The 18,140-nt window shown below is 45.5% G+C and carries 11 protein-coding genes; 7 read left to right on the top strand and 4 right to left on the bottom strand.

Going from position 1 to position 18,140, the window contains the following annotated elements:
* The first annotated feature begins 138 nt into the window (after nt 1-138).
* Nucleotides 139-2,535: an ABC transporter permease gene (locus BMZ72_RS22670; RefSeq protein ID WP_089811983.1), complete on the top strand. Its 2,397-nt coding sequence runs from the start codon at nt 139-141 to the stop codon at nt 2,533-2,535.
* A gap of 79 nt (nt 2,536-2,614) precedes the next feature.
* Here BMZ72_RS22670 and BMZ72_RS22665 read toward each other — a convergent pair whose 3' ends face one another.
* The 4 genes from BMZ72_RS22665 to BMZ72_RS22650 form a co-directional block, all read right to left on the bottom strand.
* Complete coding sequence (locus tag BMZ72_RS22665) at nt 2,615-4,162, bottom strand: T9SS type A sorting domain-containing protein (protein WP_089811982.1); 1,548 nt, start codon at nt 4,160-4,162, stop codon at nt 2,615-2,617.
* 279 nt (nt 4,163-4,441) lie between these two features.
* Nucleotides 4,442-4,783: an MmcQ/YjbR family DNA-binding protein gene (locus BMZ72_RS22660; protein ID WP_177222898.1), complete on the bottom strand. Its 342-nt coding sequence runs from the start codon at nt 4,781-4,783 to the stop codon at nt 4,442-4,444.
* Between the two features lie 418 nt (nt 4,784-5,201).
* A complete protein-coding gene (locus BMZ72_RS22655; RefSeq protein ID WP_089811981.1) occupies nt 5,202-6,971 on the bottom strand; it encodes a DUF885 domain-containing protein in 1,770 nt (589 codons plus the stop codon).
* Nucleotides 6,972-7,288: 317 nt separating this feature from the next.
* Nucleotides 7,289-8,611 carry a 3-keto-disaccharide hydrolase gene (locus BMZ72_RS22650; protein ID WP_089812398.1) on the bottom strand — a complete coding sequence of 441 codons (1,323 nt, stop codon included), beginning with the start codon at nt 8,609-8,611 and terminating at the stop codon, nt 7,289-7,291.
* Nucleotides 8,612-8,906: 295 nt separating this feature from the next.
* Between BMZ72_RS22650 and BMZ72_RS22645 the strand changes: the two genes are divergently transcribed.
* The 6 genes from BMZ72_RS22645 to scpB all read left to right on the top strand — a co-directional run bounded on the left by BMZ72_RS22645 (nt 8,907) and on the right by scpB (nt 18,095).
* The gene (locus BMZ72_RS22645) at nt 8,907-11,897 is read left to right on the top strand and encodes a SusC/RagA family TonB-linked outer membrane protein (RefSeq protein ID WP_089811980.1); all 2,991 of its coding nucleotides are present in this window, start codon (nt 8,907-8,909) and stop codon (nt 11,895-11,897) included.
* Nucleotides 11,898-11,915: 18 nt separating this feature from the next.
* Complete coding sequence (locus BMZ72_RS22640; protein WP_089811979.1) at nt 11,916-13,529, top strand: RagB/SusD family nutrient uptake outer membrane protein; 1,614 nt, start codon at nt 11,916-11,918, stop codon at nt 13,527-13,529.
* Between the two features lie 186 nt (nt 13,530-13,715).
* Nucleotides 13,716-14,297 carry a DJ-1/PfpI family protein gene (locus tag BMZ72_RS22635; protein ID WP_089811978.1) on the top strand — a complete coding sequence of 194 codons (582 nt, stop codon included), beginning with the start codon at nt 13,716-13,718 and terminating at the stop codon, nt 14,295-14,297.
* A 113-nt stretch (nt 14,298-14,410) separates the two neighbouring features.
* Nucleotides 14,411-15,337 (top strand): WG repeat-containing protein, encoded by a 927-nt coding sequence (locus BMZ72_RS22630; RefSeq protein WP_089811977.1) that lies wholly within the window; start codon nt 14,411-14,413, stop codon nt 15,335-15,337.
* A gap of 206 nt (nt 15,338-15,543) precedes the next feature.
* Nucleotides 15,544-16,428: an ATP synthase F1 subunit gamma gene (gene atpG, locus BMZ72_RS22625; protein ID WP_089811976.1), complete on the top strand. Its 885-nt coding sequence runs from the start codon at nt 15,544-15,546 to the stop codon at nt 16,426-16,428.
* 164 nt (nt 16,429-16,592) lie between these two features.
* A complete protein-coding gene (scpB, locus tag BMZ72_RS22620) occupies nt 16,593-18,095 on the top strand; it encodes an SMC-Scp complex subunit ScpB (RefSeq protein ID WP_089811975.1) in 1,503 nt (500 codons plus the stop codon).
* The last annotated feature ends 45 nt before the right edge of the window (nt 18,096-18,140 follow it).

The following is an 18,140-nucleotide window of genomic DNA, read 5'->3' as shown; positions in this document are numbered from 1 at the left end:
TTTATTCACTGCCCTCCAGCGGACAGTGATTGTATCAAAACCGGACAGATAATGATTACTGTTCAATCATATTGTATTATTTTCCATTATTATATAGTATGGCACTGAACTAGATAATCAGCTATCCAAAGTACCTTTATGCTGCACAGTTACCTGAAGACCGCCCTCCGAAATCTAATACATAACAAACGTCATTTCCTGGTGAATATCACTGGTCTGATGGTTGGCTTTGGGGCTTTTCTGCTTATTTCCATCGTTGTTCAATATGTAAAGGAGTATGATAATTTTCATACAAAGAGAGACAGGATCTATCGTATTGTAAGGTCTGATCTGAAAGGGGGCGGTTTTGGTACAGGGGCGCCGTTTCCCTATGCAGAGGGGCTGCGGACTGATTATCCGCAGCTGGAAAAGGTAGCAGGTATTTACGGCGATAAAAATGTACAGGTCACCATACCTGGAAAAGATGGTGCGACAGTGAAGAAATTCAGTGAAGCTGAGGGCGTCTTTTTTGCGGAGCCTTCTTTTTTTGAAATGTTTGATTTCCGGATGCTTACCGGTAATGCGGTCAATGGCCTGCAAGAACAAAATACCGCATTGCTGTCCAGGGATATGGCCAATAAGTATTTTGGCGACTGGCAGCAGGCGACGGGTAAGATGATCCGCGCTTACGGACGATACATCCGTATTACGGGTGTCATGGAAACTCCGCCTGACAATACCGACTTTTCTTTAGGCATGGTTATCTCTTACGTTACCTTACAGCCTTTGGGTTTTGGTGTGAATGACTGGGTGGGGATTACGAATAACTACGTCCTGGTACTTGCTAAGGAAGGTTATACCGAGGGGCAGTTGAATGCGCTCCTGCCTGGCTTTATTACGAAACACGTTCCTGCTTCTCATGCCGGTTATCAACTATCGCTGCAACCGTTAAAGGATATACATACCGATAAACGTTTTGAGACCTTCAGCGGCCGCGTTTTCAGTAAAGAAATTATAACTGCCTTACGCCTGATCGGCATATTTCTGCTGATCATCGCCTGTGTCAATTTTGTCAACCTGTCTACCGCGAATGCCATTAGCCGTGCGCGCGAAGTAGGCGTACGAAAAGTACTCGGTAGTAACAGAGAGCAACTGTTATTGCAGTTTCTGGGAGAAACCGGACTATCCTGTTTTGTTGCTATGTCCGGGGCCTTAATACTGGCTATGGCGTTACTGCCATTTTTGAGTGCTTTGCTGGAGATGAGGATCTCATTATCTGTATTGCCTGTCATACCAGCTGTTTCATTTATCCTGTTTTTGTGGGCGATTGTGACTGTATTAGCCGGTTTTTATCCCGCATTGGTATTGTCAGGGTTTAATCCGATGAATGCGCTAAAAAGCCGTTTAAATGCAGAAAATCCAAGGGGTATTCATTTGCGGAGAGGATTGGTGACTTTCCAGTTTGTCATCGCGCAGGTGCTGATCATTGGTACGCTGATCGTAATTGCACAGACAAACTACTTTCGTAATGCGGATATGGGCTTTAGTAAAGAAGCGATCATTACGGCAGAATTTCCACATGATAGTGTCAGCCGTACCAGGTTCGATTATCTGCGTGATGCACTGATGCACCAGTCAGGTGTGCGTGAGGTGAGTTTTAGTCTGTTTGCCCCTGCAGGAGAGGATTTCTGGGCGACAGATTTTAAGCTTGGTAGTAATCATACGGATAAAGCAGACCTGATTGTGAATATGAAACCCGCAGATACCAACTATTTCAATATTTATAAAATGCAGCTACTGGCAGGAAGGGTGTATTATGACGCCGATACCGTCAGCGAATTTGTGGTGAATGAAACCCTGGTAAAGAAAGCTGGTTTTGTTAGTCCGGAGGCGGCTATCGGACAACCTATCACCGTAATGAACAAGACCCTGCCTATCGTGGGTGTTGTAAAGGATTTTCATGTAAAGTCTTTACGTGATCCGATCGATCCGGTAGTGATGACAACTTTTAAGCGGATTTACAAAACGGCGAATATCCGGATTGAAACCGGTAAGGCGCGGAGTACGATAGCTGCTATTGAGGCATTGTGGAATAAAAATTACCCTGATTATACGTTTAAATACAGTTTTATGGACCAGACGCTGGCCGATTATTACAAACAGGAAAATCAGCTGGCGCAACTGTTTAAGATCTTTGCAGGCATCGCTATTTTCATCTCCTGCCTTGGTTTATATGGATTGATCTCTTTTATGGCGTTGCGACGCAAGAAGGAAATAGGCATCCGGAAAGTATTAGGCGCGGATGTGATGACCATCGTCATGCTGATGTCGAGGGAGTTTACCATATTGATCGCGCTGGCCTTTGCGATTGCTACACCGCTTGCGTGGTATTTTATGAATGACTGGTTGCAGCAATTCAGTTTCCGGATGGAAATAGGAGCCGGTGTTTTTGTTGTTACCTTGTTGTTCTCACTGGTGATTGCATGGCTGACGGTGGGGCATTCTGCTATAAAGGCGGCATTGGCTGACCCGGTAAAGAGTTTGCGAACAGAATAAGTTTATGTATATGTTATAAAAAAGCGACTGCCATCAGGCAGTCGCTTTTTTATTGTATCCTACTATACCAGGCAGGAAATTATTTTGCGATAATAAATTGTTTTGAATAACTGTTCGTGCCGGATTGTACCTGTAAGATATACTGGCCGGCTGGCAGTTTGCTGATATCTACTGTTACTTTTGAAGCAGCCGCATGTTTGCTGCGGATCAGTGATGTTCCTTTGATATCAACGATATTCAGCAACAGTGCTGTGTTACTTTTTGTATCTGGGATGTTAACGGAAATCTCGTTAGCAGCCGGATTGGGAGAAAGCGTGAAACTCAGCGGATTTGTTGGGGCAGCAGCTGTTTTTTCAGTAATGACAGCTGTACGTGCGCCGTTACAACTCCAGGTGAATGCATAACAATTGAGCCAATCAGACCAGCCACATGCCGTGTTGAAACGGTAACGGAATTCCACCTCTGCATTCAGTTGACTGGACATTCTGAGTCTGAGCGGAATGCCGGTGAGATTGCTTACGCTGGAATAACTACCGGACAGCATTTCCCATTGATGACCGGTTACGGCGCCGGTACCATAATTGGTGACAGGACGTATCTGTAACACTTCTATCGGGCAGGCGCCGAAACTGTCTCCAAATACTTCTCCAAGTGTAGCTGTGAAAGCAGCGAACATTTGTACAGCTGGTTTTCCTGTGCTGAGGGTATAGTAATTGTACGCAGTTTTACAGGTGGCAGAATATACTGCTCTGCAGTACAGGGTCGTTGGTTGTCCGCCTGTTGCAGGACCGATGTAAGACATATTTACGGTCGGTGTTGTCGTTACCAGCGGGGCCGTTGCGCTGTAGCTACCGCCACTATTGAGTCCGATGTAATTTGCAGGCGCCGTATACCACTCATATGATACAGGAGTTCCTTCTGCAACTGATACACTTGCTGCCAGCACGTTTGCTGAACAAAGTTGCGCAGGAGCTGCTGTGAAAGCAGGTACGATAGCAACAGCAGGCCTTGTAACAGTGGTCGAATTTGTCTTTGAAACCGGATTGGCAGCCGTACAGTTATCATTGTACGCAACAACTGTTATCGTTGCAGTACTTTCGTTTGTAACATTAAAGACATTGCTGGCGGTTGTTGTGGTAACATTTCCACCCCAGCCGGCCGAATTGGTCCAGACATAACGGGTTGCATTAGCTACGGGCGATACACTGACAGTGATGTTTCCCCGATAGGCACAGGACGGATCGGGTACAGAAGAAAATTGCACGTCAGATAAACCTTTAATAGTTACCTGGATAGGGTAAGGTTTTGCAGGAGTAGTACCCATTGCAGGAGTTGTTACTTCAAACACTGATTTAACCGGGGCTCCATTTGATGTCTGATAGTAATTATTCCACCTGATAGTGTACTTGTACGTTACATTGGTACCTGTTTGTGTAGGAACCATATCAGCAGACTGAAATCCATTTGAAAGATTGGTAACATAGGGAATACCGGCCGAAGTAGGCACAGTAATAGAATAGTTGTAGTCTATGCCGGGACAGGGGTTCGGTTCTCCTGTAAGGGACTGTCCGGACACGGTACAATAGGCAAATACGCTTAGCAATAGCGTAAGCAATTTAGTTTTCATGGTATAATCTTTTTTTAATGAAACGGGTTAAGTGGTGATGGTTTCCTTTCTCTGATCAATGGTATAGTTGGATTAACAATTCGGTTATTTAACAGCTTAAATATACGCAATTTCCTGTGAGTATCTGAAGAAATAAGGCAACAATTATTCACATAAAAAGGAAGAGAGGCGACAGCATTGCTATCGCCTCTCTTCCTTTTTTATCTTACTTAGGCGCTGCCAGGCGCTATACGCAGAACTTCGGGTCTATCAACAGCACCAATGCATCACCTGAAAAATTTAGACTCTTTCTTTGAGTATCTGCGCCCGCTCTTCCGGAGGAAGCGTACTCACCACAAGATCGTATGCATTCTGTAACAATGACTGTAATAAAGGGACTGGTAAGGTATCAAGGGCTTTGATCTGTACCCAGTGATAACGTGCCAGATACGGAGCCGGCACGATGTCGGGTTGTGAGATCAGACGGTGAAAATCCTCCAGCCGGCATTTTAAAGAAACCTGGTGCGGAGCAGATTTGCTGATCATGCAAAAGAGCTTTTCTCCCACAGAGAACCGCAGATCTTCGTCCCATTTCTCTTCCTGTGTTACGGCAGGAAAAGCAAGACAGTAATTAAGGGTCATGTCAAACATAATACTGGCAGCTTAAAAGTTTAAAAAATCGTTGAGTGGAAAATATAAAAGCTCAATCGAAAAAAAAGAAACAACAAGTAATGGTAAAGGTTTGTTGAGTTGTCTTCTTACTCCAGCTATTTGCCAGACATGAGGTCTGTTCCGGATATGTTGTCTTATTAGTTGTGTACAGCTGATTAGTAATCAACCTAAAAACCTTCAAGGTTTCCCTGACTTTAAATAAAAAATTCCCACTATAAATTTAAGTATCTTTTCCCAAAGCGGCATGTATATTTTTTGTTAATAACTGATTCAGACAAGACTATAAATGAATAGTCCACAGGTAATAAGCACCAAAATACTCATAGTTTAAAAAAATACTATAAGTTAGTGATTATCACCTATGGACTATCTTATCCGGGGATCTGGATTATTTGAATCTTCTGGCCATTTTTTCCTCCAGTACACTTAGGGGAACGCAGCCATCTTTTAACAGTTCATCATGGAAATCTTTGGTACTGAAACCAGTAGTCTGATTATACTTGTTTCGTAATTCCCTGATCTTTAGTTCGCCGATCTTATATGATAATGCCTGGCCTGGTATTGCCATATATCTTTCGATCTCTGCAACCGCTTCCTGTTCGCTCAGCGGTTCATTCTCCATCATGTATTTAATAGCCTGTTCACGAGTCCATCCTTTTGCGTGCATACCCACATCCACTACCAGACGGATCGCGCGGTGTATTTCATCGGAGAGGTGCCCGAAATAGCTGTAGGGATTGGTGTACAGTCCGAGTTCCTTGCCTAAGCCTTCGCAGTAAAGCGCGTAGCCTTCGCCATAGGAACCGATCCAGGTAAAGCGGCGGAATTTAGGCAGGGAATCATTTTCCTGCTGGATAGAAGTTTGGAAATGGTGTCCGGGAATGGCTTCATGCAGGAAGAGGCATTCCATGCCGGTGTAGTTGAATGTTTTGGCGTCCAGGATGGGTACGTAGAATACGCCCGGACGACTACCATCAGCTGCGCCTGGCATGTATTCTGCGCTGGCAGACGCAGCGCGGAAAGCTTCCGTCTGGCGGACTTCAAACTTAGTTTTAGGCAGATGACCATACAGTTCTTTTACGGAAGGCATGATCTTCTGTTCAATCCCTTTGAATGTATCCAGGATCTGGGATGGCGTGCTGAATATTTTGAATTGTTTATCCGTGCGGATGAAGTTGAAAAAGGCAGGCAGATCACCCGTAAAACCGGTGCTGTTTTTCACAGAATCCATCTCTCTTCTGATACGGGCCACTTCACGTTCACCGGTCGCAAAGATCTCATCAGGCGTAAGATCGGTGGTGGTCCAGTATCTGATCAGGTAACCATACCAGTCTTTACCCTGTGGCAGGGCATCGATGCCGCTGGACGTACGGGTTCTGGGGATGTATTCTTTAACAAAGAATTCGTGCAGTCTGCTGTAGGCAGGCAGCGCATATTCTTCTATTGCAGCAGTATAGGCCACACGAAGCGAACGTTGTTCTGCGGTATCAAGTCCGGCGGGCAGCAGGCGTAATGGTGTATAGAATACGTTGGTGGTGTCTTTCTTTGAAAGGTCGGCCAGCTGAGGAACAACTTTAACGGCTAAGGCTTTTGGTATTACATATCCGAGAGACATACCGCGACGCATGTTTGCTATGGCTGTATCACTCCATTCGGCAAAGCTTTTCATACGTTGAATGAACTTTTCATAATCTGCTTTGTTCTTAAACGGCTGTGCGCTTGTACCGGAACCGAATTGAGGTAGGGAGAGTGTAAGTCCCCAGAACTGCTGAATGGGCATCAGGTTGTCCGGATAGCGGAGACCTTCCTTACCTATCGAGACTTCTCTTTGCAGCATGGAATAGCTGATAAGGTCATTTTCGTTCAGCGCTGCTGTATCCAAACTTTGCAAGGCTGTCTGATAATGTGTGTAGAAGCTATCCAGTCTGGAGCGGAAACGATCGCTGATATCGATCTGCAGGAGGCCATCGAACTGATGTTCTCCGTTCATGGTAGCTTCCATCGGGAAAAACTCCATCTTTTCATCGTAATAGTGCTGGACAAGCTGGTGGAGTGAATCCGTGGTACCAGCGCCTGTTCCGGTCTTTTTGTCTGGTCCTGAGCAGGCGGCAGCAAACACTGTTAAAGCCAGCAGGAGGGCGTGATTTTTCTTGGGCATGTTGAACGATTAGATGATGTTGAGATATATGCGGCATAGCAGGTTAGCTATACATAAAACGCTTCAGGATAGAATAAACATAAAAAAAACACTCCGAAGAATCGGAATGTTTTATATAGAACAGTGAACAATGAAAACTCTTTCATCGGTTGATAATGCCGTTATTATAACAGTATAGTAAAGGCAAGTAATTGATTCCGTGCGAGATCTGTTGCACAATGTCTGATACGCGGAACCGGTTTCTATCAACCCGTTTAACTGGTTAGCCCAGCAAACGAATGCAAAATTAGTTTAATTAACAAAGTGAAACTGTTAACCTATCTTAAATTTTTGATTTTTATGCTGCGAAATGACACTGTATTGCCGTGGTCCTGCAATAAGATGTGTCCCTCTGGCCATAATCCAAAGTTATTCCAATTTTTGTACTTACTGATCGCTACCAGGTCTTTAAATTCTTTGGAACCCCTTTCGTACTCCAGCATTTTGAAGCCATTCAACCAATGTTCGACATGATTGTTGGGAAATACAATTATACGCCCTTTATTCCATTCTCCAATCTTCTTTATAGCGGCTTTGTTTAAATCCGTATTTGTACGGGTCATCAGGTCATACAGGGAGGACAAAGTCCTGTTCCCATCGCGGCCCAGCTTGGCATCCGGGTGACGTTCATCATCAAGTACCTGGTACTCAAGACCGATAGCAGATTTACCTTTGGTATCGTAGTCTTCTTTTACGAAGTATTTTACCCCGCTGTTAGCACCTTCGCTGAGTTTGAAGTCAAACTCCAGTTCGAATGCACCAAATTCTTTGGTGGTCACGATGTCTCCGCCGGATCCCATTTCATCGCCATTGGACTGATGGATGGTGAGTTCGCCGTTGTCCATTGACCAGCCGGTAGTTGGAAACTTATCCTGATTCACCCTGCGCCATCCTTCGGAGGTCTTACCATCCCAGAGCAGTGTGAAGCCATTCTTCTTTTCCTGTGGGGAAACGTTGTTTGGCTGATTATTTACAACAAAGATCTTGTCGTAAGGAGAGTATTGGGAAGGGGCTGGATTCTCCATGATGCGGATATTGCGCCAGTGGATCTGTTTGCCCTTATCGTCTTCTTTATAGATCTGGTGTACCTGTAATGCGATGAAACCTTTCAGCGTCATATCATCGATCAGGTGAGCACATGGAACGCCGTTCACCCAGGTACGGATCTCCGCGCCACGGCACTCAATACGGTATTTGTTCCAGCCTTCTTTTTTGAATGCAGGTTTCGCAGCCGGATTCAATTCCAGCGGATATAACCAGCCGCGGCGGGCTTCGTCATAAACGCCACCGCTCCATGCACGGTCGCTTGGATCGACTTCCATCTGATAACCATGTACACGGCCATTGTTGTAGTCAGGTTTGCTCTCACTGCGGAATTGTATGCCGTAGTTCATAGCAGCATCCAGTTTCAGTTCCAGTTCGAGGATAAAGTCGCCGTAGTCTTTTTCAGTTGCGAGGAAGGAATTCGGGCTGCCGGCTACTGATGTTCCGGTGATCATCCCATCTTTTGCATCATAGAGGGCAGTGCCGTTTACTTCTTTCCAGCCATCCAGATTTTTGCCATTGAAGAGATTATGCCATTCTGCCTTCTTCTGGGCCATAGCGAAGCTGCTTATGAGCATGGCGCTGCATACTAATAACGTGTTTTTCATAACCATAGACCTAAGGTACTCTTAAAAGTAGTTAATGATAATTATTTATTCAACCGATTGCACGTTTTTTATGATAAGCGGTATTATTTGATGTTGATTTTATGCAATCGTTTGCAATTTATAACTAATCTACTTAACTTGTATTACCCCATTACCTGAAAAAAGCGTTAGAAAAACCTTGAAGAAAACCTAAGTGATTGCTTTTCAGGGATGTGTATTCTGTTACAATTTTAAAATTCTACGTATGAAAAACACGTTATCGAAAGTAGGAGCCATCCTGCTATGCCTGCTATTGTGGGGCACATTTATCAGTGCGCAGTCTGTCCCGATTAGCGGTAAAGTAACTGGTCCGGATGGAAACCCAATCATCGGCGCTTCAGTTGCTATTAAAGGGCAAAAAAAGGGTACTGTTACAGATGTGATGGGCGCTTACAAACTACAGGCGCCAGGCACAGCCACATTGGTGATTTCTTTTATTGGTTATCTGCCACAGGAAATACCTGTAAACAACAGGGGCGAAGTCAATGTAAAACTGGAAGAAGACCAGAAAAAACTGGATGAGGTGGTTGTAGTCGGTTATGGTCAGCAGAAGAAAAAGGACATCACCGGTTCGATTTCCTCCATCAGCAGCAAGGCCATTATGGAAGTGCCTGTTACCAATGCTCAGCAGGCCCTGCAGGGAAGAACTCCCGGGATCGATGTATTAAATAATAGTAGTAAGCCTGGCGACGAGCCCAGGGTCAGGGTAAGGGGTACACGTTCTTTATCAGCAGGTAATGATCCGCTCTATGTAGTGGACGGTATTCCTTTCGCTGGTAATCTCAATGACATCAATCCTCAGGACATTGCTTCCATGGATGTACTAAAAGATGCCTCTGCTACAGCTATCTATGGTTCCCGTGGTGCAAACGGTGTGGTGCTGGTCAGCACCCGTAAGGGAAAAATAAGCGCTCCGCAGGTAACCTACAGTGGAGTGTACGGTATCGTCAATACCCTGGGTAAAACCGATATGATGGATAGTCAGCAGTACCTGGCCATGAAACGCGAAGCCAACCGTGCCGCTGGTCTCTACGATGACAATAACCCCGACGCCTCCGACGCTAAAATATTCACCGCTACAGAGATCGCCAATATCAAAAGAGGGGTGAACACCGACTGGCAATCCCTGATGTTGAGCCAGGGCTGGCAGACCCGTCACGCACTAGGGGTAAGTGGTGGTACCGAGACCACTAAATATGCGGTGACCGGTGGTTACTTCAAAGATGAGGGCGTACTGAAACTCCAGAGTTATGAGCGTTACAACTTACATATTGCAGTAGACCAGATGATCGGCAAACGTATCCAGATCGGGGCCTCTTCACTGGCTACCTACAGCATGCGTAAAGGCGGTACCTATAATGGTATGAGTGCTTCACTTAAAATGCTCCCGATAGCCGATCCTTATGATGCTTCCGGTAAACTGATCATCTATCCGACCGCCGATAACCAGCAACCCAATGCATTGCTGGATTATGAAGACGGTAACCGTGTGGAAAGACTCAGCCATATCCGCTTCTTTAATAGTTTATATGGAGAAGTATCACTGTTCGACGGATTGAAATACCGGCTGAACGTTGGTACAGACGTGATGCAAAACAACTACGGTCTCTTCCAGGGTAAGAAGAATACCGACCTGCTCATCGGTGGTGGTGATGCTACCGCTACCAAACAGGGACAGTTTGTATGGGCATATACTGTGGAAAATCTCCTGACCTATAACAAGACTTTCAAAAAACATGCGTTGAACGTAACTGCTTTATATAGCGTACAACGTCAGCGTGAAGATACTTCCACCGCGTCTGTAAGAGGCATTCCTGTTGAATGGCAGGAGTATTATAACCTCGGACAGGCAGCGAACGTAACCGGTATTGGTAGTCAGCTGGGTACATGGACCATCCTCTCTTATATGGGTCGTGTAAACTATGGTTATGATGACCGTTATCTTGTTACACTGACCTTACGTGCGGACGGTTCATCACGTTTTGCACCAGGACATAAATGGGGTTATTTCCCATCTGTCGCATTGGGTTGGAATGTGAGTAGTGAAGACTTTATGAAAAGCGTATCCTGGGTAGAAAACCTGAAAGTGCGTGGTAGTTATGGCCGTATTGGTAACACCGGTATTCCGCCATATGCCACACAGGGCTTGCTCGGTCGCTCTCCCTACTCCTTCGGCAACAAAGGTGTAACCGGTTTCTCTCCGATATTGCTGCGTAATCCGAATCTGACCTGGGAGACGACTGCCTCTACCAATATCGGTATCGACTTCAGTATTCTCAAAGGCCGTGTGAGTGGTAATGTCGATGTGTATAAACAGAAGACCACTGATCTGTTGTTACAGCGTTTCCTGCCTTTCAGTAATGGTGTAGACTATGTACTGGAAAATACGGGTGTTACGCAGAACAAAGGTATCGAAATCGGTTTATCCACCGTGAATCTGGAAACCAAAAGTGGTTTCTCCTGGACAATGGACGTCAACTTCTACATGAACCGTGAAAAGATCCTGGCTTTAGGTGAAGGTAAAACACAGGACATTGGTAACGGCTGGTTTGTAGGTAGTCCGACCTATGTATACTACGACTATAAAAAAGTAGGTATCTGGCAGGAGGAAGCTGCGGCACAGGTGTATAAACAACATCAGGGTGAAATTCAGCTGGCTGACCTGAATGGCGATAAAAAGCTGGATGACAAAGACCGTACGATCCTGGGTTCTCCGCAACCTAAGTGGTCAGGTGGTATGACACAGCGTGTTGCCTATAAAGGATTTGATCTGTCTGTAGTTGCTTTTGCGCGTATGGGTAGTACGGTAAAGAGTGATTTCTATTCTACGTTCAATACCCTTTTCGGCCGATACAATAACCTCGATGTTGATTACTGGACGCCTACCAATCACACTAATGCATTCCCTCGTCCGAATGCTAACCAGGAACGTCCGAACAACTATAACACGCTGAGTTATTTCGATGGATCATTCTTCAAGATCCGCAATATCACGCTGGGGTATTCCATGCCAAAGAGTGTTATGAAACGCTGGCAGATGGAAGCCTTACGTTTCTCTGTTGATGTAAAACAACCATTGATCCTTGCACCTTACAGACAGAAATATAAAGGGATAGATCCGGAAGATGTGAACGTGATCGGTGTAGATGCACCGGCTACCTGGATGTTACAGTTTGGTGTCAACGCTACTTTTTAATGCAATAAAAAAATAGTTATGAAAAATATATGCTGGTACCTGTTTGTATGCGCGTGCATTGTAACAGGATGCAACAAAATGCTGGATGAAGATGTGGTATCTTCTGTGACGGATGATTTCTACAATACCCCCGGAGGGTTTACGACAGCGGTAAATGGGAGTTATGCCGCGCTGCGTAGTTTTTATAGTACAGAAAGAGGAATGACGGTCACCGTATTTGGTACAGATACGTATACCAATGGTTCAGATGGTGATTTCAAATTCACCAATCAATACACGTCACAGCTTGATGGTCGTTATGCGCATCTGAGAGAAATATGGAATGCTTTCTATCAGTCTATCAATACTGCGAATGCGGTGGTAAGCAGAGCTGACCAGGTACCGGAACTGGATAGTGTATCCAAGCGTTCCGGCATCGCACAGGCGCGTTTTTGTCGTGCGAATTATTATTTCATCTTACTGCAGATGTTTGGTGCAGTGCCATTACGGCTGACGGAAAACACACAGATCGTTACAGAAGCACATCGTGATCCTGTACCGGATATTTACAATGCAATTATTGCAGATCTGAATTTTGCTGCACAGTCATTGCCGGTTACACAGTCAGAATGGGGACGTGCCACCAAACCAGCGGCTGAACATCTGCTGGCAAGAGTGTATCTGACACGTGCCACTTCTGAAGCAAAAGGCGCACATGACTATGATAGTGCAGCGGTGTATGCTACAAAAGTGATCAGCAGTTATGGTTTGTCATTGTTACCCGACGTTGGGCAGGTATGGGCGCAGGGTAAAGAGAACAATGCAGAAACTATCTGGGCTGTTCAGTATACCAATGATGCGTTGTATAATTCAGGCGATAACAATGCCTGTCGTTTTTTCCTGATGCAGTATGATGTACTGGGAGGAATGAAACGTGATCTGGCGAATGGTACACCCTGGAAGCGTTTCCGCCCTACAAAATTCCTGTTGGATACATTGTATGCAGACAGGGTCAATGACGCCCGTTATAATAAGTTCTATACGGTTGTATGGTTTGCCAATGCCGGTAGTGCAAAGCTGAAGGTGGGTGATACTTCTGTATACATGCCGGGACATGATGTGCCGGATGCGGTGATCGCCAGTAAGAATTACCAGCTGGTGCCTCCGCGCAGTTATACGGAAAGACTGTATCCTTCACTGAATAAGTTTGCCGATGCATTACGTCCGGACAACCAGGCTTCAGGCGTACGTCCGTTTATAGCGTATCGTCTGGCGGAAGATTACCTGATTGCGGCAGAAGCATACATGTATAAAAACGAGAAGGCAACAGCGGTAACTTATCTGAATACATTACGTATGCGTTCAGCAGCTGTTGGTGCTACAGAGGAGGAGACCAATGCACATAAGGAAGCGATGAAGATCTCGGAAGCGCAATTAGATATCGACTTCATTCTGGATGAACGCGGCCGTGAACTGGTGGGAGAGCAGTTGCAGTGGTTTGATCTGAAACGTACCAACAAACTGCTGGAGCGCGTACGGCTGCATAATCCGCAGGCCGGTCCGAATATCGAGACCAAGCATTTGCTGCGTCCTATTCCGCAGGACCAGATCGACAGAACGAGCAACGAGTTTCCGCAGAATCCAGGTTACTAATAACCGTCATGAACGGCTCTTTCTTCGTGCATAGTTTCGTACGACCCGGTTTTGTTATTACGGGTTAACTACAAAAAGACGCAAACGATCCCTCATAAATAATCGGTACTCCGGTAGTATAGACTTAATACTACCGGAGTCTTTTTTTTGTTAACTTTAAAGACTTCACCCTAAAAATCCCCACATATGGCACAACAAAAGATTCTCTTTCTGACAGGAGATTATGCAGAGGACTATGAAACAATGGTACCGTTTCAGATGATGCAGATGGTCGGACACATTGTTCATGCGGTATGTCCCGATAAATCAGCAGGCGATAAGATCATTACGGCGATCCACGATTTTGAGGGCGATCAGACTTATAGCGAGAAGCGTGGGCATCACTTTGTGCTGAATGCCTCTTTTTCAGATGTGCAGGTGGCCAACTATGATGCTTTGATGATTGCGGGAGGCAGAGCGCCCGAATACCTGCGGCTCAATGCGAAGGTTATCGATATCGTAAAACAGTTTGTTGCTGCTGATAAACCTGTTGCCGCTGTTTGTCATGGTATTCAGATCCTTACTGCTGCTGATGTGGTGCGCGGTAAAAAACTGACCGCTTACCCAGCCGTTGCCCCGGAAGTGACAATGGCCGGCGGTACCTATGCTGCTGTTAATATAGATGAGGCAGTCACTGATGGTAAGCTGGTAACAGCCCCGGCCTGGCCGGCACATCCGCAATGGATAGCCGCTTTCCTGAAAGTACTGGGTACGAAAATCGAGCTGTAAGGCTGGAAAGAACTGATAATCATTGTTAAATCATTGATACCAATGAGGCGTTTACATATTTATTATATTTAAATGCCTCATTTTTTTTATTTTTGGTAGCAGAACCGCTACCTATGAAAAAGTATCCCATCCTCCTGTGCCTGTTATTTCCTGCCTTTATGGGCTATTCTCAGACACTGACCTCCGCCACCAGGGCCGGAGAAGATACCCTTTCACTTGTAAAAATTGAAAAAGCCGGCAAGTATGGCTTCACTGATACGTCAGGGAAGATGGTTATTGCGCCGGTATATGATGCGATCGGACCGTTTCAGCGCGGACTGGCCGTCGTGAAGAAGGGTAAAAAGACAGGTTATTTATTGCCGAATGGTAAGACTTCCTCGCTCAGATATGATTCTGCCTGGGTAAAAGAAGGCAGATACCATTTTGTAAAGCTGGATGGCAAGGTTGGTCTGCTGGATGACCAGGGTAAAGAACTGGTAGCACCAAAATATGAAGAGGTGAACGGTATCCGGGACGGTTATGTGTCGGTAAAGCAGGGCGGGAAGTATGGCGTGATCAATCCCCAGGGGAAAATGGTGTTAAAGCCTGAATACGAGCGACTTGGTTTCGTGACCAATGGTACCATGCTGGTGTATATTGATGGTAAGTGCGGCCGGGCTGACCTGCTGAAAGGCAAGGTGGTGATGACGTCTTATGAGAAGGTAGGGCCTTTCCGGGACGGTATGGCCTGGGTAAGACAGGATAAGAAATTTGGGTTTATTAATGCGGATGGAGATCTGGTGATCCCGGTGATGTATGACTGGGTAGGGAACTTCAACGAGGGACTGGTAGCCGTAGCAACAGAAAAGAAGTATGGCTTTATCAATAAAAAGAACCAGGTGGTGATTGCCCAGAAATACGACAAAGCGTATACTTATACGAAGGGGAAGGGGATGATCAGGCAGAACGGCAGGGTTGGTTATGTGGATATGGATGGTAATGAGACCTGGGCGGAAGCCGCACCTATATTACCAGCTGCACATGGGGCTGATAATAAGTAATAGGATATGTAAGTCCGCAAGGGCTAAACGAATACACGAGCTCCCGTCATTGGCGGGAGCTTTTTCTTTACCCGATCCGGTAAAAAAAGTTCAAACTCCTCCGTCATCATGTTATATTAGACATGTTTTTTATTACCTTTGCAGCCAAATTCAAAAGTCCCCAAGGGTCTAATTTACATTAAAAATAAAGTAATACATAAAACATTATGTCCGGTCAGCTTAAAGAAGTTCGCAACCGTATAAAGTCAACACAGTCTAACCTGCAGATCACCAAAGCCATGAAAATGGTAAGTGCTGCCAAGCTGCGTCGTGCACAGGATGCTATCTTGCTGATGCGTCCTTACGCGCTGAAACTGCAGGAAATGTTGCAGAACATCGTTTCCAACAGTGAAGGAAGCATTGATCTGGCTCTGGCTGCTCAGCGTCCTGTAGAAAAGGTACTGCTGATAGTGATTACGTCTGACAGAGGATTATGTGGTGCTTACAATTCCAATGTGATCAAAATGGCAAAACAGGTGATCCGCGAGAAATACGAGGAGCAGTTTGAAAAAGGCCATGTTGAAATACTGCCTATCGGTAAAAAAGGCTACGAGCACTTTTTGAAAAATGGGTATAAACTGAATGATTCTTTCTGGACCCTGTTCCACAAACTGGATTTCGAACACGTTAAACAGGCTGCTGCTTTTGCAATGGAAGGTTTCGTAAACGGTGATTACGATGCCGTTGAAATCATCTATAGCGAATTCAAAAATGCTGCTACTCAGCGTTTTGTAGCTGAGCGCTTCCTGCCGGTAGCACGTGTGGAAAGCACAGATGCGAATGCTGGTCGTGCGGATTTCATCTTTGAACCAGAGAAGAAAGCGCTGATCGCAGAACTGATGCCTAAGATCCTGAATACACAGCTGTACAAATCCATGCTGGATGCGAATGCTTCTGAGCACGGTGCACGTATGACTGCAATGGATAAGGCAACTGAGAACGCAAACGAACTGTTACGTTCTTATAAGATCTCTTACAACCGTGCACGTCAGGCGGCCATTACAACTGAGCTGACTGAGATCGTGAGCGGTGCAGCAGCGCTGGAAGGTTGATCTTAAGCAACTTATACACATCGAATTGACATCGAAAGATTTTGATTTCTTCATAAGGGTCAAAGGCTGTATTTTCGGCCTTTGACTTTTTTGTTTTGCAGGCGTGGCAAAGGCTTGAGCCTTTTCTACTCCGGATAAGGATAACGGATATTGAAAACCGCATCATGGAAATTTCACAGATCATACCGCACATAGAATCGTTGATATTTGCAGCAGACCGGCCATTGCCACTGCTGGATATACTTGACATGCTGAACAATGCACTGGCTTTCCTGGAAGACAGGGCCACGCTGGAGCAGGTGGAAGCTTCCCTGGAGGCGATCAAGGAAAAGTACAGCACTGAATTCTATGCTTTTGAAGTAAGAGAAAGCGGTGGCGGCTACCAGTTCCTGACAAAAAAGGAATACTATCAGACGGTGGCACAGCTGAACGGTGACAAGTTCCTGAAGCGTCTGTCTACAGCTGCCCTGGAAACCCTGGCGATCGTTGCCTACAAACAGCCGATCTCTAAAGGTGAAATTGAGCATATCCGTGGTGTGAGCACTGACTATTCTATCCAGAAACTGCTTGAAAAAGAACTGATTGTGATTTCCGGCCGTAGTGAAAACCTACCCGGTAAACCACTCTTATACGCTACCTCCAAAGCCTTTATGGACTATTTCGGTCTGAACTCTCCGAAAGACCTGCCAAAACTGAAAGAGGTATTTGATGAAGAATCCATCCAGCCAACCCTGATCGGTCTCGAATCAGAAGCCGTCAATGAGGAAGATGCCCGTAACATGGTCGTTTCCGAAAACGGCGAACTGGTAGAACAGGACGACAATGGCGAAGGTCCTGAAGCACATCTGAACGGCTCTAAAGTATCCTCAGAGGAAATCCCTCTAGTCGATACTCCCGATAAAAAGAATAATGACCTGCAGGCGAAGCTGTTTCTTCCTTTTGATGAAGAAGCCCCTCAGGATGAAGCGCAAGCCGCTGATGATACCGCCGATGCAGATGAGATAGCAGATACGGCAGACGTTGATACCGTGAATGTGGATAACGACACTGATATCAGCGATAACGATATTGTTGCAGATACAGAGATCCCGACTATGGACGAGGCTTTAGGCGAAGATGACGTAGAAGAGGCCGAAGAAGAAAATACAAATACAGCGGATGAAGAAGAAGAAGAGGAGGTGACCTATGCAACAGAAGAAGAACTGGCTGCATTTATGAATGCTGCTGCTGATGTAGTGCCGAATGATGAGGATGACGATGATGACGAAGATGAAGATGAAGATGAAGATGAGCGAGATGAGAATGAGGAAGATGAAGATGGTGACGATGAGGATGACGAAGAAGAAGATGACGAAGAAGAAGATGATGAAGATGAAGATGAAGAAGATGAAGATACTGACGACGAAGAGGATAATGAAGAAGACGATGAGGATGATTCAGATGATGAGGATGAGGACGACGACGATATAGATGAAGATGATACAGACGGCGATGATGATGATGAAAGCGGCGTTGACGATGATGACAGGCAGGAAGCTAAGGATAAAGCAAACGACGATGCTGCATTCGCAGCTGCAGCTGAGGAAGATTTCGATGGGGAAGATATAGATGATGAAGACTTTGACGAAGATGAAGACTTCGATGAGGAAGAGGATGAGAATAAATAATTGATTTTTTATAAATTATAAGGCAGGAATATGACTCGATGGAGT

This window comes from Chitinophaga sp. YR627 (assembly GCF_900114995.1).
In the GTDB taxonomy this organism is placed as follows: domain Bacteria; phylum Bacteroidota; class Bacteroidia; order Chitinophagales; family Chitinophagaceae; genus Chitinophaga.
The sequence above is the reverse complement of the archived record's forward strand: the minus strand, read 5'-3'. Positions and strand labels throughout refer to the sequence as shown.